The sequence below is a fragment of the Muribacter muris genome, assembly GCF_004569585.1.
Taxonomy (GTDB): domain Bacteria; phylum Pseudomonadota; class Gammaproteobacteria; order Enterobacterales; family Pasteurellaceae; genus Muribacter; species Muribacter muris.
In genome coordinates, this window is record NZ_SPPA01000013.1 from 24864 (window position 1) to 46128 (window position 21265).

At 48.0% G+C, this 21265-nt stretch carries 15 protein-coding genes and 1 pseudogene; 9 read left to right on the forward strand and 7 right to left on the reverse strand.

The window, feature by feature from the left end:
- Positions 1–7: 7 nt before the first annotated feature.
- From rluB to E4T80_RS06900, 7 genes and pseudogenes are all read left to right on the forward strand, one after another.
- Positions 8–1009: a 23S rRNA pseudouridine(2605) synthase RluB gene (rluB, locus tag E4T80_RS06870; protein WP_135056504.1), complete on the forward strand. Its 1002-nt coding sequence runs from the start codon at positions 8–10 to the stop codon at positions 1007–1009.
- 51 nt (positions 1010–1060) lie between these two features.
- Positions 1061–2062, forward strand: a complete 1002-nt coding sequence (bioB, locus tag E4T80_RS06875) for a biotin synthase BioB (protein ID WP_135056507.1) — start codon at positions 1061–1063, stop codon at positions 2060–2062.
- Between the two features lie 162 nt (positions 2063–2224).
- The gene (locus E4T80_RS06880; RefSeq protein WP_135056510.1) at positions 2225–3769 is read left to right on the forward strand and encodes an ABC transporter substrate-binding protein; all 1545 of its coding nucleotides are present in this window, start codon (positions 2225–2227) and stop codon (positions 3767–3769) included.
- 8 nt (positions 3770–3777) lie between these two features.
- Positions 3778–4722 carry an ABC transporter permease gene (locus E4T80_RS06885; protein WP_135056513.1) on the forward strand — a complete coding sequence of 315 codons (945 nt, stop codon included), beginning with the start codon at positions 3778–3780 and terminating at the stop codon, positions 4720–4722.
- Positions 4719–5501, forward strand: a complete 783-nt coding sequence (locus tag E4T80_RS06890; RefSeq protein WP_135056516.1) for an ABC transporter permease — start codon at positions 4719–4721, stop codon at positions 5499–5501. The genes E4T80_RS06885 and E4T80_RS06890 overlap by 4 nt, the downstream gene beginning before the upstream one ends.
- Positions 5498–6919 carry an ABC transporter ATP-binding protein gene (locus E4T80_RS06895; protein WP_135056519.1) on the forward strand — a complete coding sequence of 474 codons (1422 nt, stop codon included), beginning with the start codon at positions 5498–5500 and terminating at the stop codon, positions 6917–6919. The genes E4T80_RS06890 and E4T80_RS06895 overlap by 4 nt, the downstream gene beginning before the upstream one ends.
- Positions 6909–7639, forward strand: a pseudogene (locus E4T80_RS06900) (YwiC-like family protein). The gene E4T80_RS06895 and the pseudogene E4T80_RS06900 overlap by 11 nt, the downstream one beginning before the upstream one ends.
- Before the next feature lie 40 nt (positions 7640–7679).
- Here the strand turns inward: E4T80_RS06900 and dxs are convergent.
- Together dxs and suhB are read right to left on the reverse strand one after the other, a co-directional pair.
- Positions 7680–9533: a 1-deoxy-D-xylulose-5-phosphate synthase gene (dxs, locus tag E4T80_RS06905; RefSeq protein ID WP_135056522.1), complete on the reverse strand. Its 1854-nt coding sequence runs from the start codon at positions 9531–9533 to the stop codon at positions 7680–7682.
- A gap of 78 nt (positions 9534–9611) precedes the next feature.
- Positions 9612–10421, reverse strand: coding sequence for an inositol-1-monophosphatase (gene suhB, locus E4T80_RS06910; RefSeq protein ID WP_135056525.1), 810 nt, complete (start codon positions 10419–10421; stop codon positions 9612–9614).
- 161 nt (positions 10422–10582) lie between these two features.
- On the opposite strand from suhB, the gene E4T80_RS06915 reads away from it, so the two are divergent.
- Both E4T80_RS06915 and E4T80_RS06920 read left to right on the forward strand, forming a co-directional pair.
- Positions 10583–11575, forward strand: coding sequence for a TrmH family RNA methyltransferase (locus tag E4T80_RS06915; protein WP_135056528.1), 993 nt, complete (start codon positions 10583–10585; stop codon positions 11573–11575).
- 416 nt (positions 11576–11991) lie between these two features.
- The gene (locus tag E4T80_RS06920) at positions 11992–13077 is read left to right on the forward strand and encodes a zinc-dependent alcohol dehydrogenase family protein (RefSeq protein WP_135056531.1); all 1086 of its coding nucleotides are present in this window, start codon (positions 11992–11994) and stop codon (positions 13075–13077) included.
- 349 nt (positions 13078–13426) lie between these two features.
- Here the strand turns inward: E4T80_RS06920 and E4T80_RS06925 are convergent, their stop codons facing one another.
- The 5 genes from E4T80_RS06925 to E4T80_RS06945 form a co-directional block, all read right to left on the reverse strand.
- Positions 13427–15100, reverse strand: a complete 1674-nt coding sequence (locus tag E4T80_RS06925; RefSeq protein ID WP_135056534.1) for a fructose-specific PTS transporter subunit EIIC — start codon at positions 15098–15100, stop codon at positions 13427–13429.
- Between the two features lie 42 nt (positions 15101–15142).
- Entirely contained in the window at positions 15143–16087 is a 945-nt protein-coding gene (gene fruK, locus E4T80_RS06930) for a 1-phosphofructokinase (RefSeq protein WP_135056537.1), read from the reverse strand.
- 8 nt (positions 16088–16095) lie between these two features.
- Positions 16096–17616, reverse strand: a complete 1521-nt coding sequence (gene fruB / locus E4T80_RS06935; RefSeq protein ID WP_135056540.1) for a fused PTS fructose transporter subunit IIA/HPr protein — start codon at positions 17614–17616, stop codon at positions 16096–16098.
- A gap of 161 nt (positions 17617–17777) precedes the next feature.
- Positions 17778–19844, reverse strand: a complete 2067-nt coding sequence (gene ppk1 / locus E4T80_RS06940) for a polyphosphate kinase 1 (RefSeq protein WP_135056543.1) — start codon at positions 19842–19844, stop codon at positions 17778–17780.
- 150 nt (positions 19845–19994) lie between these two features.
- Positions 19995–21263, reverse strand: coding sequence for a tetratricopeptide repeat protein (locus tag E4T80_RS06945; protein ID WP_135056546.1), 1269 nt, complete (start codon positions 21261–21263; stop codon positions 19995–19997).
- Positions 21264–21265 lie beyond the last annotated feature (2 nt).

The following is a 21265-nucleotide window of genomic DNA, read 5'->3' on the forward strand; positions in this document are numbered from 1 at the left end:
AACTTAAATGACAACATTTCGTAAACCGACTGCGGACAAGCGGTCATATTCCCGCCCAACTGTGCAAAAAGCCGCACACCTTCAACCGACAAAGTCGGTTGTAAAAAAACGCCCGCAACCGACCTCTTGCCAGCCTGTTGATATGGCTAAAAGCGAAAAAGCGGCGGGCGAAAAATTACAAAAAATTCTCGCCCGTGCCGGCAAGGGTTCACGCCGTGAAATTGAAGCCATTATTGCCCAAGGGCGTGTCAGCGTGGACGGCAAAATCGCCAGCTTGGGCGACCGTGTGCAAGTTAATTCTGCCACAAAAATTCGGCTGGACGGGCATTTAGTCAGTTTAATTCCGGCACAAAAAGAGGTGTGCCGTGTGCTGATGTATTACAAGCCGGAGGGGGAATTGTGTACCCGTTCCGATCCGGAGGGGCGAGCGACCGTGTTCGACCGCCTGCCTCGTCTAACCGGCGCACGTTGGGTGGCAGTCGGTCGTCTGGACATTAACACCTCCGGTTTACTCTTATTCACTACGGACGGTGAATTGGCAAACCGTTTAATGCACCCAAGCCGTGAAGTTGAACGGGAGTATTCCGTACGGGTATTCGGCGAAGTCGATGAAGCAATGTTGCAACGGCTACGCAAAGGCGTGCAGTTAGAAGACGGGCCGGCAAATTTCAAACAAATCAAGGCTGTCGGCGGTACAGGGCTGAATCAATGGTTTGATGTAACCCTTACGGAAGGGCGTAACCGTGAAGTGCGGCGTTTGTGGGAATCACAAGGGATTCAAGTCAGCCGGCTGATTCGCATTCGCTACGGTAATATTAAACTGGAGAAAAGCCTCCCCCGTGGCGGTTGGGAAGAAATGGAACTGGCACAGGTCAATTACTTGCGTGAATTGGTCGGTCTTGCGGCAGAAACGGAAACCAAAGTGGACGTGAGCAAAAATCGCCGCCGCACCAGCAGCCGCCAAATCCGCAAAGCAGTGAAGCAACACACCAAATATCGTAAAAATTAGTAAAACGGCTGAGTCGTTAAGGCTCAGCCGTTTTTTTATACAGGAAATGCAATGACACACTACAATTTACACCTTAAAGCCAAAAATGAACTGACACCGCACGCCACCGCACAATATTGGCAGAAATGCCAAGTGGAAGAGCTGTTTGAGATACCGTTTATGGAGCTGGTGTTCAAAGCGGCACAAATTCACCGTACCCATTTTGATCCGCAAGAAATTCAACTTTCGACCCTGCTTTCCATTAAAACCGGCGGCTGCCCCGAAGATTGTGAATATTGCCCGCAATCCGCCCGCTATGATACTGGTTTGGAACGCCAAACAATGCTTGACGTAGCCGAAATTGTCGAAAAAGCCAAAATCGCCAAAGCCCGTGGTGCGAGCCGTTTTTGTATGGGCGCGGCGTGGCGGGGGCCTAAGCCGAAAGATATCGAAACGGTTTCGACAATTATCCGTGAGGTGAAAGCGCTAGGGTTGGAAACCTGTGGTACGTTCGGTATGTTGGAAGAAGGAATGGCGGAAGATCTTAAACAAGCGGGGCTGGATTACTACAACCACAATCTCGACACCGCACCGGAACGCTACAATCGGATTATCCATACCCGCAGCCACGACGACCGAATGGACACCTTAGGCAAAGTGCGAAACGCCGGGCTAAAAGTGTGCTGCGGCGGCATTGTCGGAATGAATGAAACCCGCCCTGAGCGTGCCAGCCTGATCGCCAGCCTCGCTAACCTCGATCCTCAGCCGGAAAGCGTACCGATCAATCAACTGGTTAAAGTGGAGGGAACGCCCCTCGCTGAAGCGGACGATCTTGACTGGACGGAGTTTGTCCGCACCATTGCCGTTGCCCGTATCACAATGCCGAAAAGCTATGTGCGTTTATCCGCAGGGCGTGGCGAAATGCCGGAAGCAATGCAGGCACTTTGCTTTATGGCGGGCGCAAACTCGATTTTCTACGGCGAGAAATTACTCACTACCCAAAATCCCGAACAAGATCACGATCAACAACTGATGGCGAAGCTCGATCTTTATCCGGCAACATTAGAAAACTAATCCCTATTCCTTCAATAAGCGGGCGGATTTGCAAAGATGACTGCAAATCCGCCCGCTTGTTTTTGTAAATTTTACGCTTTTTTCTCTATAACCACTATTTTTTTATGGGATTTATGGCAAAATAGCCGACCTTTTAAGACCATAAAAATTTTAAGGAAAAAGATGAAAGCCTTTTTTACTGCATTAGCAATCATTGTGGCGATTGCGCTGGGGGTATATTTTAGCTCGCCCAATACTGCGCAATCTGCTTCACCACACAACCGAGTGAATGTGATCGCCCCTTGGGAAATCAACAGCATCGATCCCGCCCAAGCCGGTGCGATTTTCCAACGAATGAATCTTGCTGAAACCTTAGTTGAAGCCGATGCTAGCGGGCAATTAGTGCCCAATTTAGCACGCAGTTGGTCAAGCAATGATGAAGCGAGCCTTTGGCGTTTCCAACTGCGTGAGGGAGTGGTCTTTCATAATGGTGAACCTTTAACGGCGCAGGCGGTTGCTAACAGCCTCAATATTGCAAAAACAAAACCGGGGGTACTGCAACAAGCCTTAGTTGAGCAAATTCAAGTGGCAGCACCAGATGAAATTGAAATTCAGCTTCGCAAACCGCTGGTAGCATTCCCTGCCTACTTAACCCATTACAGTACGTTGATTTTGGCAGAGCAAGCCTATAATGCCCAAGGCGACGTTCAGCAATTAATCGGCACAGGGGCATTTCAGGCGAAAAAGATTGAAATACCGCAAAAATTGACCGCAGAACGTTTCGAGCGTTACTGGGGTGAGTTGCCACAACTTGCACAAGCCAACTACATTGCCAGCAGCCGTAGCGAGACACGAATGTTGATGGCGCAAAGCGATCCGGCATCACTGGTATTTAATCTTGATCCCGCCAGTGTGGATCGGTTAAAAAACGATCCGGCTTTAAGCCTAAATAGTGTGTCGATTGCCCGCACCATTCAGCTAAAAATGGATATTGGTAAACCGTTTTTCCAAGATCCGATTATCCGCAAAGCCTTGAGTAAGGCGATTGATCGTCGGGCAATCGCACAGCAGGTGTTAAAAATCAAGAATGGCGCAGCAGATCAACTACTGCCCCCTCTCTTTAGTGAATGGCGGATTGAGCGCCCTGCAATCGACTATTCAACGGCACAGATTAAAGCGGCGCTGATGTCTGCCGGTTATCATTATACCGATGCCGGCATTTTAACCGACCAAAAAGGGCAGCCGTTTCAGTTCACATTACGCACCTTTGCTGATCGCCCCGAACTGCCTTTGATCGCGACCATTTTGCAGGATCAATGGCGGAAAATCGGGGTGGAAGTCAAGGTATCCGTCGGTAACTTTAGCGAGATTCCGGCAGGGCATCAGGACGGCTCGTTAGAAATGGCACTCTATGCCTTTAATTATGGCAAAACCCTTGATCCTGTCAGTGCCTTAACCCAAGTGTTTGCCGAACAAGGCAGCGATTGGGGTGTGATGAACTGGCAGAATAGTCATCTGACTCAAACCTTCCGGCAGCTTGAAAAAGAGCGTGATCCCGTGCGGGCAAATACCCTGAAACAGAAAGCCAGTCAAATTATCGCTGAAGAATTGCCGATCATTCCGGTCGTGTATTATCAGCAAAATGTGGTTGCCCATAAAGCAATGGGAAATGTCATACTCGATCCTTTTGAAAGACGTTTCTTCTTGGAAAAATTGAAACCGGAATAGGATAGCCCGTGTTAAAGATGTTATTAAAACGTGCCGGTCAGCTTGCTTTAGTGATTTGGTCGGTCGGCACACTCACGTTTATTTTAACCCGTCAGCTTTCGGGGGATATGGCATACCGGATTGCCGCCAGCCGCTACGGTTACGATCAAGCCGATGCACAAGCGGCGGAAATGGTACGGGCAGAACTGGGGCTGGCACGGGAGTGGTGGCAGGTTTATGGCGATTGGCTGCTTGAGTTAATTCGCTTTGATTTAGGCAAATCCCTCGTCAGCGGCGAAGCGGTATGGCTGGAAATTCAGCATCAATTCGGGCATACCCTTAGCCTTGCGCTTGCCGCCCTACTGCTTGCTTTACTGATTGGGCCGCCGCTCGGCTTACTCTGCGCTTACAAACCAAACGGCATTTTTGACCGCTTGTGTTTGCTCGTTAGCAGCCTGTTCCGTTGTGTGCCGCCTTTCATCATTGCTATCGACTTAATCAGCCTGTTTGCCGTAACGTTAAAATGGCTACCGGCAGGCGGTTACGGCACATTTTCCCATTTTATCTTGCCAGCCTTGACACTGGCTATTGGGCTGAGTGCCGTATCATTACGCATTACCCGCCAAGCAATGTTACAGGTGATGCAGGCGGACTATTATCACTTTGCCCGTCTAAAAGGCTTATCCTCTTGGCTGACATTCATTCGCCACGGCTTACCAAATATCGCTGTGCCGGTGATTGCCTACCATAGCGTCCAACTTATCTATTTGATCGAAGGGGTGGTCATTGTGGAAAGTCTTTTTGCTTTACCGGGAAGCGGACACGCTTTGGTACACGCCATTATTGCCCGTGATGTGCCGATGATTCAAGGCACGGCATTGGTAATGGGCGGCTTGTTTGTTTTACTCAATTTATGGGTGGATCTGCTCAACCGCAAGCTTGATCCTCGTATTCGTGAAGGGAGATTACGATGAAATTCACTTTCGGACAATATTGCGGGGCAGCTCTACTCACGGCTATTGTGGCACTTGCCTGCCTGCAACCCTATTTTTACCTGCAGGATATCGGCTTGCAAGATCTCAATCAAATTCTGATTACGCCCAATGAATTTCATTGGCTCGGAATGGATCACCTCGGACGAGATATGTTTGCCCGTCTTGCCTCTGCTATTCGGCTCTCTTTCGGGTTAGCACTCTTGTGCGTTAGCTGTGCTTGTATTCTCGGCACAACTTGCGGCATTTTAGCCGGCTTATTTCCCCATTGGGATCGGCTATTCAGTTTTATCTGCGATCTAATAATGGCACTGCCGGGATTGCTACTCATTTTGCTATTTGCCGCTCTTTCGCCCGGCACATTTTGGACGCTCTATCTTGGCATCAGTTTAGTGCTATGGGGGGAATTTTTCCATGTCAGCCGTGCCGTTACCAGCACATTGGCAAGCAGTGCGGAATTGGAATCCTCACGCCTGATGGGAATGGGGTGGGGTTATTGCATCAAACGTCATCTATTACCACGCCTTGCGCCGATGGTATTCACCTTAACCGCCTTTTCGATTGCTAATGCCATTTTAGCGTTAGCTACGCTAGGCTTTATCAGCGTTGGGCTACGACCGCCAACGGCAGAGCTAGGCTTGATGATGACGGAACTGTTCCCCTACTATCACCAAGCTCCTTTGATTTTCTTACAGCCTGTGCTTTGCGTTTTTGCCTTAGTGCTGGGATTACAACTACTTTCCGGAAAATTTAGCCAATGACACTGTTACATATCGAAAACCTAAGCGTCCATACTCTCGAAGGCGAGGTATTAGTCGAGCCAATCAGCTTTACCCTTGACAGAGGCGAGCATATTACTATTTTGGGCGAAACGGGGTCGGGTAAAAGTTTGCTGATTCAAGCCATAATGGGCGCATTGCCACAGGGCTTGGGTGCAAGCGGTCGGATAAGCATTAAAAATGGCAAATTTTCTCCCCAATCGCACCGCTTGTCGCAGCTTTGGGGCAACACACTGACAATGCTGCCCCAAGAGCCACGCCGTGCCCTTGATCCGATTATGACGATTCATCAACAACTGTGGGAAAGCCTACATTTTATCGGCAATCTAACGGTGAATGATGCTAATCGACAAGTAAAACCACAACTTCGCCGTTTAGGGCTGGCAAGCAGCCAGTTTTCCTATCCCCACCAACTTTCCGGCGGAATGGCACAGCGAGCGGCCTTTGCGATTGCCACGGCTGCCGGCGGTGATATTATGCTTGCCGATGAGCCAACCAAAGGGCTTGATGAGGCAAATAAGCAGGCGGTGATTCGTTTGTTAAAACAAACCACCCAATCCGGCGGCGGACTACTGACCATTACCCACGATATTGAGGTCGCCACCGCATTGGGGGGTTATATCTTTGTGATGAAAAAGGGGACATTGGTCGAACAAGGGCAAGCGCAGGACATTTTGCATTCACCAAAGCACGCCTACACCCAAGCACTGATCGCAGCCGACCCGAAACGTTGGCAAGCATTACCCAAAATCACGCCAAACCAATCGCTTGTATCAGTCAAACAACTGACGCTAAGGCGGGGAAAACGCACATTATTTTGCGATCTCAACTTTACAGTAGGGCGAGGTGAAATTTTGGGCATTATCGGCAAAAGCGGCGTGGGCAAAAGCAGTCTTGCCGATGCGTTGTGCGGTTTACTCAAACCCGCACAAGGTGAGATCAGTTGGCACAGCCGACCCTATCAAAAACACCAAGTGTTAAAACTCTACCAAGATCCGCCCGAAGCCTTTGCCGCGAATGTGCCGTTGCAAACATTATTGGACGATGTGATTAAACGGCACCGCCTTGACCGTTCGCAAATCCCGCCGTTACTCGCCCAACTCGGTTTATCCGAAGCAATTTTAGCACGCACGGCAGACACCGTTTCCGGCGGCGAATTGCAGCGGGTGGCGATTTTACGGGCATTGTTGCTTAAACCGATCTTACTGTTTGCCGATGAAGTTACCTCACGGCTTGACCCGATTACACAGCGAGATACGATCGATTTATTGGTTTCATTGTGCCGAAAACGGCAATTCGGGCTTATTTTAGTCAGCCACGATCGCTATTTAATCGAAAAAAGTTGTGATAAAGTAATCAACCTTGAAGAGTACGCCATTTCTCACCATAATGTCGATTAAAGCCTTATTTACTCAAAAACCGCTTATCTCAAATCAGCACGGCGCATTAGCAATGGCTTTTGTGCCGTTTTTATATGGGATTTTTAGTGGGCATTTCGCCGTGTTACATATTTGGCTCGGCTTAAGTTGGTTATTTTTATATTTATTCTCTTACCCGTTTTTAGCCTTATTTAACCGTAACAATAAGGCTAAATATCAAAAATGGGCGCTGATTTATTTCAGTTTGAGCGTGATTGCCGGATTACCGGTGATATTTGCAATACCTGCAATTTTGCAATTTATTTTACCGATCTTACCCCTTGCCGGTATCCAAATCTATTATGCCAAACAAAAAGATGAACGGCATATTGCCAATGATATTGCGGGCTTCCTTATCTTTGGCGTAATCGGTATGGCAAGCCATTATCTCACTACGCAGCACTATGCGTTTTCTATCTTGCTCCACCCGACACTCTTTTTTATTGCCACGACATTTTATGTGAAAAGCGTAGCGCGTGAACGCAAAAATCCCCGTTATGTTAGTATAGTCTGATTATTCATTTACTATTCGGGCTGGCTTATGTAGCCGCCGCAAACTATAGCCTCGCCTTTGTTTATTTGCTTGCCTTATTGAGAGCAGTGATTTTTCCCCGCTTACATTTCACGATTAAACAAATCGGCTTATGGGAATTTCCATTACTTATCCTGTTTTTAATGGCGCTTTATCCGTTTAACGCTTAATCCTAAAAAAATAGCTGACGACTGTCAGCTATGTTTATGATTATGAGTGCAACGCCCGTAGAATTTGACGTTCAATGCCGGCGCTATCTAAACCTAATTCGGCATAGGCTTCCGCTTGGGTTGCCTGCGGCACGAACATATCAGGAATGCCGAGCATAACAAGCGGTTTGATTTTGCCGATTGTTTGCAAATATTCATTCACCGAGCTGCCCGCCCCGCCTTGAATGGCATTTTCTTCTAGGGTAACGATCAAATCGTGGCTTTCAGCCAACTCAGCAATTAACTGCTCGTCCAGTGGCTTGACAAAACGCATATCGACCAAAGTGTAACCGTATTTTTCCGCTACGCTTTTTGCTTGGTTGAGCAATGCGCCAAAATTTAATATCGCCACTTTCTGCCCTTGGCGGATCAAGCGGGCTTTGCCGACCTCAAGTGCTTGCATCGGGTGTAGTTCCACCCCTTGCGCATTCCCCCTTGGGTAACGCACTGCAACCGGCGATGACATTGTATAAGCTGTGTAGAGCATTTGGCGGAGTTCGTTTTCATCGCTTGGGCACATTATCGTCATATTCGGAATACAACGCATAAAGCTCAAATCAAATGCGCCTTGATGCGTCTGCCCGTCCGCCCCGACAATGCCGGCACGGTCAATCGCAAAAATAACCGGCAGATTTTGAATGGCAACATCGTGAATGAGTTGATCGTAGGCACGTTGCAAGAAGCTGGAATAAATCGCCACCACCGGTTTATAGTCGGCAATCGCCAAGCCTGCGGCAAAGGTAACGGCGTGTTGTTCGGCAATGGCGACGTCAAAATATTGCGCCGGAAAACGTTTGGAAAACTCCACCATTCCAGAGCCTTCACGCATTGCCGGCGTAATGCCGATGATCTTCGGATCTTGCTCTGCCATTTCGCAGAGCCAATCACCGAAAATTGTGGAATAAGTCGGTGCGGCTTTAGTTTGCGGCAATTTACCGCTAGTGTGGTCGAATTTCGGCACACCGTGAAAGCCGATCGGATCTTGCTCTGCCGGATGATAACCTTTACCTTTTTTGGTTTTGATGTGTAGGAATTGCGGGCCGGGCATATTCCGCATATTTTTGAGGGTGGCGATCAGCTCGTCAATATCGTGCCCGTCAATCGGTCCGATATAGTTAAAACCAAGGGTTTCAAACATTGTGCCGACCGGTGAAACAAAGCCTTTCATTTGTTCTTCGGTGCGACGGACAAACTCTTTAATCGGCGGCAGACCGGACAGCAATTTTTTGCCGCTCTCCCGCAAACTACCGTACAAAGATCCGGTAAACAGGCGGGCAAGGTGATTGTTTAACGCCCCCACATTCTCTGAAATCGACATTTCGTTGTCGTTCAAAATCACCAACATATCCGTATGTAGCGAGCCGGCGTGATTGATCGCTTCAAACGCCATTCCGGCGGTAATCGCACCGTCGCCGATAACGCAGACGGTTTTCCTGCCCGCATTCTCTTTTTGCGCCGCAATCGCAATGCCTAATCCGGCACTGATTGAGGTGGAAGAATGCCCGACACTCAGCACATCGTAGGGGCTTTCTTCACGCCACGGGAAAGGGTGCAAGCCGTCTTTTTGGCGAATAGTGTGCATTTGATCCCGCCGACCGGTCAGAATTTTATGCGGATAAGCTTGATGCCCCACGTCCCATAACAGTTGGTCAAACGGGGTTTGATAAACATAATGCAAGGCAACGGTCAGCTCCACAACGCCCAAGCCGGACGCCAAATGCCCGCTGGTTTGGCTGACCGATTCCAACAGATAAGCACGCAATTCATCGCAGAGCGGGGCGAGGTTTTCTTTAGGCAGTAAACGTAAATCGTCAGGAGAGTTGATTTGACTGAGCAGAGGATAAGTTTTTTGCATAGGTTTATCTTTATAAAAATAGGGTTGCAAGCGGTGAGTTCAGCACAATTTTCTGCAAGCCGCCTGCAAAACCAATTATTATTTTAAGTCGTCCGTTAAAATCGGTTGGAAACAGCCCAAAATGTCTTTCACCACGCGTCCATTGCCGACAACAACGTTGCCGGAGGTTAAATAGTCAGTGCCACCGACAAAATTGGTTACGATTGCACCGGCTTCACGGGCGATTAAATCCCCTGCCGCACAATCCCACGGTTTTAGACCGATCTCAAAATAGCCATCGACACGCCCTGCTGCAACATAGGCGAAATCCAACGCTGCCGAACCGGTACGGCGGAAATCTGCCACCCCTTTATTCAATACCGCTTCAATCATATTTAAATGGGTTTTCTGATGTCTTGCCGCTTTGAACGGAAAGCCGGTTGCCAATACCGCACCGTTTAAATCACGGCGTTCGTTATCGACACGCAGACGAAATTCGTTGAGCTTCGCCCCTTTACCACGCACCGCCGTAAACAGCTCATTTGCCATCGGGTCATATACCACGCCAACCTCGGTACGTCCTTCCACCCTGACCGCAATCGACACGGCAAAGTGCGGAAAACGTTTGATGAAATTGGTTGTGCCGTCTAACGGGTCGATCACCCATTGCACATCGGTATTTGTCCCGACAATCGCCCCCGATTCTTCTCCCACAATAGAATGTTCGGGGTAAGAGGCGTGAATAGTTTGAATAATGGCTTGCTCCGCCGCTTTATCAATGGCTGTTACATAATCGTGATGACCTTTTTGTGCGACTTGCATCTCTTGAGGAGATTGCTCATAGGCTTTGGCAATAATATTGCCCGCTTTGCGTGCCGCCCGAATGGCGATATTTAACATTGGGTTCATTTTTCCACCGCATTTTAAAGAACATAAAAAAGTGCATTATAGTGAAAGTTGGCAGATAAAGGAATAAACAAGCGGGCAGATTTTGCAAAAGTTTTGCAAAACGCTACCGCTTGCGTTGCCAGTTGCTATAATAGCCCAATCATTTTTTAAGAGAAAAAAGTATGTCTGAAACATTCAACCCAAAACCGCGTTTTCATACCTTAGCCGAAAAACGCACGCCTAAATCGGCTAAAAAATCCTCGCCATATCACGAGCGTCCACGCAGAAATGCGGCACAACGCAGTGAAACTGTTTATCCCACTGAAGCGAAAAAAGCCGGAAAGGCGAGCGGCAGTGTGAAAATCAGCCTCAAAAGCGGGAAAAGCGGCGAGAAAAAGACCGGCCCGCTTTCGCCTTGCGCGCCGGAAAAGATCCGTCAAAACCGTGCGACCGAAATGAAAATTTACGGTGAAAATGCCTGCCATACTCTGTTTAAACAGCGCCCCGATGCTATCGTGCGTCTATGGGCAACGGTCGAAGGAGCTAAAAAAGCCGGCGAATTATTAAGCTACTTAGCGGCACATAAAAAAGCCTATCACGTTGTGGATCGGGCAGAAATGGAACGGGTAACAGGAACGGAGCATCACGGCGATATCTGCTTGCTAGTGAAAAAAGCGCAGGTGCTTGCCCTTGAAGGCTACTTGCAACTGCCTCGCCAACGGGATTGCTTGGTACTCTTGGACGGGGTAAATAATGCGCAAAATATCGGCGGCATTGTGCGAACTTGTGCTTTCTATGGCGTAAAAGGGGTGATTGTCGAACAACATGATGCGCTACATTCCGGCAATACGGCACGAGTGGCGGAAGGCGGCTTGGAGTTTGTCTATTCCCTCGAAACCAAGCACAAGCACAAGCAAATCGCCCTTGAGCAACTCCGTCAAGCCGGTTATCAAATCGTGCATCTCACCCGCCAAAAACAAGCGAAACATTTAGCACAAGCCCCCCTCAGTGAAAAGGTTGTGTTTGTTCTCAGCGAAATTGTGTCAAATGACATTGAATATCCGCAAGATACCAATGTGCAACTTTCCGTTGCCAACCCGCTCAATAGCGGCTTAAACGTCGCGGTGAATACCGGTATTTTGTTGAATCAATGGTACACACGGCATATTTTATAAATTGGCAGGCGACCGCTTAACGCAAGCGGTCGGTTTTGGGATTTTTTTAACATTCTACTGCCGTCATACACATTGATCTTTTTAAAAGGGCGGCAGGTTTCATACCTAAATTATTATGCGTTCAGCTCACGCCTGCGAAACTCCTCTGCCATTGCTCTTTCCTACATTTTTCTATGCTCACTTCAGCAAATAAAGGGGTATTGATTGGGCTTTTATGTGTTCATCTCAACAACTCTACACCGATCAGTTACTGCTTTTGCCTAAAATAGCAATGAAATCAATTTGTTAATATTTTGTTTTTTAAATGTATATTTATCGTTGGATTAGCATAACATTATCGGTTAAAATATCGGCGTGCAGAAGTATGCGCACATCGGTTATTACAGATAAAGTATGCGATTATAAGGAGGCCCTCTATGAGCAGAACAATGAAAGCAATGACTTATTACGGTGCAAACGATCTTCGCTTTGAAGATCGCCCAATCCCAACACTCATTGACCCTACCGATGCCATTATTAAAATGGAAAAAACCACCATTTGCGGTACGGATTTAGGCATTTGGAAAGGCAAAAATCCGGAAATCGAAAATACCGTGTTAGAGAAAACGGGGCAGTGGAACGGTCGTATTTTAGGGCACGAAGGGATCGGCATTGTTGAGGAAGTCGGCAGTGCGGTGAAAAACTTCAAAAAGGGCGATCGGGTGATTATCTCCTGTGTAAGTAAATGCGGCTCTTGTGAGAACTGCCAAAAACAACTTTATGCACATTGCCAAAAACAAGGCGGGTGGATTATGGGTTATATGATTGACGGTACACACGCCGAGTATGTGCGTACGCCTTTCGCCGATAATTCCTTATTTTTACTGCCCGATAATCTCAATACCGATGTTGCGGTTTTCCTCTCCGATGTTTTACCGACCAGCCACGAGATCGGCGTAAAATACGGTCAGGTTCAGCCGGGCGATGCGATTGCGATTATTGGTGCCGGCCCGATTGGAATGGGCTGCTTGCTGACTTCACAATTCTACTCACCTTCTACCATCATTGTGGTGGATATGGACGACAATCGCCTCGCCCTTGCCAAAGAGCTGGGCGCGACCCATATCATCAATTCCGCCAAAGAAAATGCCGTTGAAAAAATCTTAGCGATTACAGAACAACGTGGGGTCGATTGTGCAATGGAAGCGGTCGGTTTACCGGCAACGTGGGATATTTGTCAAAAAGTGGTCAAAGAGGGAGGTAACTTGGCAAATGTCGGGGTACACGGTCAATCGGTGAACTTTGAAATTGAAAAACTGTGGATCAAAAATTTAACCATTACCACAGGGCTAGTGAATACCAACACCACCGGTATGTTGTTGAAATCCTGCCAATGCGGCAAACTGCCCCTTGAGAAACTGGCGACCCACCATTTCAATTTTAGCGAAATGGAAAAAGCATACGACGTGTTCAAACACGCCTCTGATGAAAAAGCGATGAAAGTAATCATCGAAATGAGTTAATCAGATTTTGATACAAAAGGAAAATCGCCGTTTATTTTGCAAAATAAACGGCGAATTGACCCGCTTGTCTATGCTGAGATAGCATAATTTTCGACATTATATCGCAGATACGCAAAGCGAAATGAAAGCTGACAGATAGGGAGGTAATGCTTATCCGTTTAATACCATCTTGAAATGCTTAGATTTTATGATGAAGGCGTTCCTCCCTTTATATCTCAACAATCGCCTAGTATTTGCGAGCTAATCCTACGATTTTACAATCAAAATACTCTGCGCCTTCATTGTAGATCGTATTCCTACTGTTAAGGCGCAGATATTATTTCATCGGCAGCGCCGTTTTGACGGAAAATTACGCTACTTTAGGTTTAATCATTGAATAAACAACGCCGGTTACCACTGATCCCGCCGCAATCGCCGCCAAATACATAAGAGGCTGTGAGACAAACGGAATGACGAATAATCCGCCGTGAGGGGCTTTCAGTTCAATCGCTAACGCCATTGAAATAGCGCCGGCAGTTGCACCACCCAGCACGGAAGAGGCAATCACACGCACCGGATCAGCGGCTACAAACGGCAACGCCCCTTCAGAAATAAAGCATAATCCTAATACAAACGAGGCTTTACCGGCATCTCGCTGATTGGTGGTAAATTTGCGTTTTGCCATCCAAGTAGCAATCGCCATACCGATTGGCGGCACCATACCGGCAGCCATTACCGCCGCCATTGGCATATAAGCCGGCGAAGATACCGCGCCCGCCCCGGAGGCAATCAGCCCTGTGCCGAACATATAAGCCGCTTTGTTCACAGGCCCACCCATATCCACACACATCATTGCCCCTAAAATAATGCCCAATACAACCGCTTGGCTGCCTTGCATTGTTTTTAACCACTCAATCAGGCTATCCATCACCAATTTAACCGGCGGGTTAATGAAGTAAATCATCGCCAGCCCGACAATCGCCGCCCCTAATAACGGCAAAATTAAAATCGGTTTGAGGGAGGTTAAACTTGGCGGTAACTGAATGGCTTGATTGAGGAACTTCACCACATAACCGGCTAAGAACCCCGCAACAATTCCGCCTAAAATCCCCGCGCCTGCGCTGGTGGCGAGCATTCCGCCGATTAAACCGACCGCCAAGCCCGGTCGATCGGCAATCGAAAAGGCAACATAACCGGCAAATACGGCAATCATTAAATGGAACGCCGCACCGCCGCCAATATCCATTAACGCTTTTGGTAAACCGAAAGCAATGGCGGCATCTTGGAATGCCTCGTGTCCGAACATAAAGGAAATCGCAATCAGCAAACCGCCTGCGACGACCAACGGTAACATATGTGAAACGCCGGTCATCAGATGTTTATACACGCCTTTTTTCTCGCCCTGCGCCGATTCAGCTTGTACAGTTGCCGTATTACCGCCTTGATAGATTTGTGCTTGGGCAAAGGCTTTGTCAAATTCTTGCGCCGTTTTCTTTAACGCTAAGCCGGTTGAGGTGCGGTACATCGGTTTACCTTTGAATTTGTCCAAATCCACGTCAATATCCGCCGCCACAAACACTAAATCCGCCGCTTCAATCTCCGCAGCCGAAATCGGGTTGCCAGCCCCCACTTGCCCACGGGTTTCGACCTTCACATTCCAGCCTTGCGCTTTCGCATAATGCTCGATGGCTTCGGCAGACATAAACGTATGCGCCACACCGGTCGGGCAAGCGGTAACTGCCACGATATTTTTAACACGGCTCGACGTTTCTGCTGATGTTGCATTTGCAAATAATTGCGCAGAAGCGACCGCTTGCGTGACTGTGCTGTCAGGCTCTTGCAGGGCTTGTGCCAAACTCACGATCGCCCCTTGCTTGCCGACCGCAACCGCCGGCACTTGTTCGTCAAATAGCAGGATAAAATCCGCCTGCTCGGCAGGCACAGTGTTATGCCCTTGTGCTTGTGCGGCACGGGAAAGCATTTGCTCCGCTAAAAACGCCCGTGCCTTGCCCAGTTGGGCAGGGAAAATAAACGAAATATTCATATCTGTCTGTTCCTTTGATGTGTAAATTTAAAAGAGGGGCGACTAAATTGCCGTTAATTGCACCTTTTCCATAATCTCTGCCAGTGCCTGTTTATCGCTGATCCCCACATTACTTTGTGAAACGGCAAGCGCCGATGTGCCACTAGCAAAACGCAAGGTATCGGCTTTGCTCCAGCCTTGTGCAAGCCCGTAAATCAGCCCCGCTACCATTGAATCGCCTGCACCAACCGTGCTGACAACATTCTCACAACGTGGCGGCTGTGCCTGCAAAACGCCTTCTCGGTTTAGCCAAATCGAGCCTTGCTCGCCCATTGAAATCACCACATTTTCAATACCTTCGGCGCTTAATTGCTGTGCTGCCAGAATAATCTCGTCCATTGTGGTGAGAGTGCGGTTTGCCCACACCTCAAGTTCTCGGCGGTTCGGCTTCACGAGCCAAGGCTGCGTTGTTAAGCCGGCGGTTAGGGCTGCATTGCTGCTGTCGAGTACCACCTTCAGCCCTTGAGCCTTCAGAGATTGCAGCCAGTCGGCAAATTGGTTTGGGCTTACGCCACGAGGGAGCGAGCCGCACACTGCCACCAAATCAAACTGCTCATGCCAACGTTGCGACAGGGCGGTAAATTTCACCCAATCCCCCGTGCAAACTTCAAAACCTAAAAAGTTAAGATCAGTTACATCGGCAGCAGTTTCGGTGATTTTTACGTTAATGCGGGTTTTGCCAGCAATCCGGTAGAATTGATCGTCAATGCCGTTTTGTTGAAAGGCGTGGACGAAATCTCCTTGATTATCCTGCCCAAGAAAACCGCTCACGCTCAGGCAAAGCCCTAAATCGGCTAAGACTTTTGCCACGTTGATCCCTTTACCGGCAGGGTAAAGCCCTAAGGTTTCAACAGTATTGACTTCGCCCAATTCAATGCGTGGCACTCGCCCGACTAAATCAAAAGCAGGGTTAAGGGTAACGGTCGCAATGCGTAATTGTTGTGTCATTTCGCCCCCTATTCGCCTAGCCCGTTTGCAATCGCTTCGCCAATACCGGCTAAGGCTTGCTCGGCGTCTTCACCGCTTGCCACGAAACGTAGGCGATGCCCTTTTTGTACGCCGAGTGCGACAATCTTCATCAAACTTTTGGCACTCACGAGCGGGCTTTGGCGATCCACATTTTGCACTTGCACGGTCGCTTTGTATTTTTTCACTTCATTGACTAACACGGCACTTGGGCGAGCGTGCAAGCCGTGTTCGTTTTTCACAGTGAAAGTGGCTTCCTGTTCGTTTGAGGCAATGCTCTCATTTGCAATATTTTCCTTTAAACCGCCCGCTTGCATTGCCGTTTGACCGACAACTTCAATGCTATCTTCAACACTTGGCACAAAGCTCACACTTTCGCCTAACCCGTTGATAAAGGCTTGCTGTAACGCTTGTAAAGCCGCTTGAGCGTCCTGCCCCTCCGCCACAAAGCGTAGGCGTTGCCCTTTGGTTGCACCTAATGCGACCACTCGCATTGTGCTTTTCGCATTGACCGGTGTGGATTGCCGATCGAGGTTTTCCACGCTCACTTTTGCTTCAAACGGTTTCAAGGTTTGCACTAACACAGCACAAGGACGAGCGTGTAAGCCGTGTTCATTGCGTACCGTGAAAGTACCGATGGCTTTGTCCTGTTCACAAGCGGTGGATTGTGGCGCAGTATTTGCAAGATCTTGTGCAGAACCGACCGCTTGCACGGCTTTGCCCGATAAGCACGCTACCATTTCCGCAGCGGACAAACGGGTAAGCTGTTGGCAGACTTCGATACTCAATAGGCGGGATAAAATTGGTTGAAGGCTATCGTCCTTCATTGCAATAGTGAGCAAAGTTTTGCCCTGCTGATTACGGGCAATCGCAATGCCGTTGTGTAAATTGCCGCCGGCACAATCATTGACAAAAAGGTTGTCGCCTAAGGCAGTCGGCTCATCATTGAGAATATCGCTGATAAACTGTTGATTAACATAGCCTTTTTCTTGCAGGTTAGCCGCATTAACAGCAGTGAGGGCAAGTAAACTGTTGCTGTCGAGATTGAGGGAAACCAGTGTTTCGGATAACACAGGCAACGTGCTTTGCCCTTGAAAAATCGCAATAAATTCTTCAATGCTTTGGGTTTGAGCCAATTTTTCAGCAGCCGCTTCATCACCCAGCACACTGGTTAATTGACGTAAAATGGTTAAGTGTTCATCGGATTTTGCCGCAATTCCGATCACCACATAGGCAATATTGCCTTCGCCCCACTCTACCCCTTGCGGAAATTGGTAAACTTGCACGCCGGTTTGCTGTACCAACTCACGCGTATCCAGCGTACCGTGCGGAATAGCAATGCCATTGCCTAAAAATGTTGAGGTTTGGGCCTCACGGGCAAACATTCCGTTTTGATAGCCTTCATTCACATTGCCGTTGGCAATCAATCCTTGTGCAACAAGGCGAATGGCGTCCTCTTTAGTTTGTGCCGAGCTATTCAGGCAAATATTGTTAGCTGATAGATTTAGCATTTAAACTCCTTTATGGGATTTAATTTAAAAAATAAAATAATAGTAAATTGTACTCTATTTTATGCTAAATCGATCTAGCTAAGGCTTTTTAGCCAAAAGAGAACGCTATTTTTGTGATAAAGATCACAAAATTTGCCTCTATTGATGATTGATAGGTCAAATTATGCTTGCCCGTACATTTGCCATAATCCTTCTTGTAAGCTGAACGGTGTTTCATTTTCTTTCGGCACGAGCTGTTTATAGCTGCCGTCCGGCTGCATTTCCCACGCTTTCGTGTTATCTTTTAACGCCATCGTCAAACTTTCTTCAATCACGCGTGCTTTTAGGTCGGGGTGTTCAATCGGGGTTGCCGTTTCAATGCGGCGGAAAAAGTTTCGCCCCATCCAGTCAGCACTGGAAATGTAAGTATTTTCCGCCCCGTTATTGTAAAAGTAGTACACTCGGGAATGTTCAAGTTGGCGACCGACTATTGAACGCACTCGAATGGTTTCCGACAACCCCGGCACGCCCGGACGTAATGTACACATTCCTCTGACGATTAAGTCAATTTGCACACCGGCTTGGCTGGCGGCATAGAGTGCTTCAATCACTTCCGTTTCGACCAATGAGTTCATTTTTGCAATAATCCGAGCGGATCGCCCCGCTTGTGCATTGAGCTTCTCTTGGTTGATATGCTCAAGCATCATCTGATGCAGTGTAAACGGACTTTGGTAGATTTTGTTGAGCTTGGCAGGCTTGCCCAAGCCGGTAATTTCAATAAAGAGCGTATTCACATCATCGGTGATCTGCTCGTCATCGGTTATTAAGCCGAAATCCGTATAAATGCGAGATGTGCCTTGGTGATAATTGCCCGTTCCTAAATGCGCATAACGTTTCAGTTGCCCGTTTTCACGGCGGATAATCAGCAGCATTTTAGCGTGCACTTTATAGCCGAATACGCCGTACACCACCTGTGCACCGGCATTTTCCAACTGCTGCGCCCAATTGACATTGGTTGCCTCATCAAAACGAGCCATTAGCTCGACAACTACGGTAACCTGCTTGCCCGATAACGCTGCTTTCATTAAGGCGGCTACTAATTCAGAGCGATTACCGGTACGGTAGATCGTCATTTTAATCGCTAAGACATCAGGATCGGCGGCGGCTTCACGGATCATCTGCACCACCGGATCAAACGATTGATAAGGATGATGCAATAAGATAGGGGCTTGCCTGACACGCGCCCAAATCGAGCTGTTTTTACTGGGTTTGGGCAAATTAGCCGGGCTGATCGGACGAAATTTCAGATCGGGGCGTTCAACCAAATCCGGCACTGCCGTCAGACGAATAAGGTTTACAGGGCCTTTGACTTGGTAAAGTTCATCGGCGGTCAGTTTAAATTGTTCAAGCAGAAAACCATAAATATGCGCAGGGCAGAGATCGGAAACTTCCAGCCGCACGGCATCGCCGTATTCTCTGTCGTGTAACTCGCTTTGGACAGCGGTGCGTAAATTATCCAGCAATTCTCTATCGGCTTCGACACTCAAATCGCTATCACGCGTTAAGCGAAATTGGTGGCAGCCCTTCACTTTCATTCCGGAAAACAGTTTATGTACATTGGAATGTAAAATCGAGGAAAGCAGCACAAAACCGTCCGCCCCCTGACAAATTTCCGGCGGTAGCTTTAATACACGCGGCAAAATGCGGGGAGCTTGTATAATTGCCATACTGGAAGGTCTGCCAAAAGCATCGTTGCCGTCAAGTTCTATCGCAAAATTCAGCGATTTATTCAATACCCTTGGGAAAGGGTGGCTCGGATCAAGCCCGACAGGGGTTAAAATCGGCAATACTTCCCGATCAAAATACGCGCTGATCCACTGGCGTTGCTCGGCAGTCCAAGTCGGGCGGCGGTAAAAATAAATGCCCTCTTTCGCTAATTCGGGTTGAAGTACATCATTAAAGAGACTGTACTGTTCGTTAATCAGATTGCGGGCTTCCATAGAGGCTAAGGCAATCGCTTGGGCGGGCGTTTTGCCGCTGTCGAGCAGCCGATGTGGGTGTAATTTGCTCTCTCGGCGTAAACTGGCAATCCGTACTTCAAAAAATTCGTCCAGATTGGAAGAGACAATACATAAAAAGCGTAGCCGCTCCAGTAACGGCACACTCGGATCTTGCGCCTGTGCCAGCACCCGACGGTTAAAGGCGAGTAAACTCATTTCACGACAAAGAAAGCGGTTATAGTCAGTCATTTTATGATTCTCCCACGTTGACGATATAAACAGAAGAAAGATAACTGACAAAAATGACAGAATGATGACAATCAGAAAAAAAGGTTGACAGAAAAAACGGAATAGATCGTTCTATTCCGCATTTTATTTCAAAATCAAACAGATAGACGTTTATTCACTATCGTTTATCGGTTCAATTTTCATTCTGCTGTGATCGGTGGCAAAGCCGTTGCAATAGAGTTTAGGGAAAGGAATTGCAAATTTTTTACCTTTCACGACCGCTTGGTATTCACAGATAAAACGTTCTTGCTCTAAAATCGGATAAGATCCGTCTTTTCGTGGCACCGGATCGATTTGACTAAATAACTGCCATTTAACGCGGGTATTTTCGGGGTAATGACAGCCGACATTGATAATATTTGCCGTTTCCACTGTGCCGACGTGGCCGGTCGGGGTGTTCCCTTCATTATCGGGAAATGGATGAGCGTTTAAAAAGCCAAAAATGCTGTCAGAGGCATATAGGCTTTGACGGACATACTGCCACACAACGTGGCGTAAGAAGAATTGATCGGCAAATCGTCTGTCTAAATCTTCCGTTTCCGCATAGTGCAGCATTTTTTGAGTGATGTCGGGGATCGCCCCGCCTTTTGCGCCCCAAAGCCCCGCAAGTATAAGCTCGGTATGCGATCCGGAATCCCGAATGGTGTGGAACGTTTTACCGCTGGCGATCCACTCGTTTACGATATCGACTTCCCGCCAAGAGAGCACCGAATCGACATCTCTAAAGATCACATTTTCAATGGTCGAATCATCAATCGCCAAAAAGCGCCACATCGTACCGGGCAGTTTCTCCGCCAATTCGCCTTCCATCAATATAATTTCAGCGTTATTTTGACGTAGCCTTGCCACTGCATCAGTCGGTACACTTTGATCGATATAATAACGACAAACCCAGCCGGGATAGAGTGTGCCAACCACCTGCGCATTCAGCACTGCCCCCTCAAGATATTCAATCCCTGACCCGAATAGCGAAAAGGCAATCACATTTTTCCCCGTTGAATGAGGTACGGGAAGTTCGGGTAATTCACCGTTTGCCATCACTCGTTCATCACGCAAAGTAAGCGCTTTCAAACCGGCTTGGCGGCATTGCGCCATATCTCGTTTGAAATAGTAAGCGTGGGATAACACATCATAAGCATTCAAAAAACTCGGATCACGCTCAAGAATTTGGTGAGCATAATCAATCGCCCGATCCCACTCGGCACAATAGATCGCACAGGTTGCCGCATTACTCAAGGGTTCGTCTTCTTCAGGGCATATTTTATGCCACGCTAATGCCGTATCCTGCGCCTTTGCATACTCTTTTTGGCGATAATAAAGATAAAACAGCGCTTTTAATTCGGCACGAATATGTTGAATTTTCTGTTCAAGTGTCGGCATAG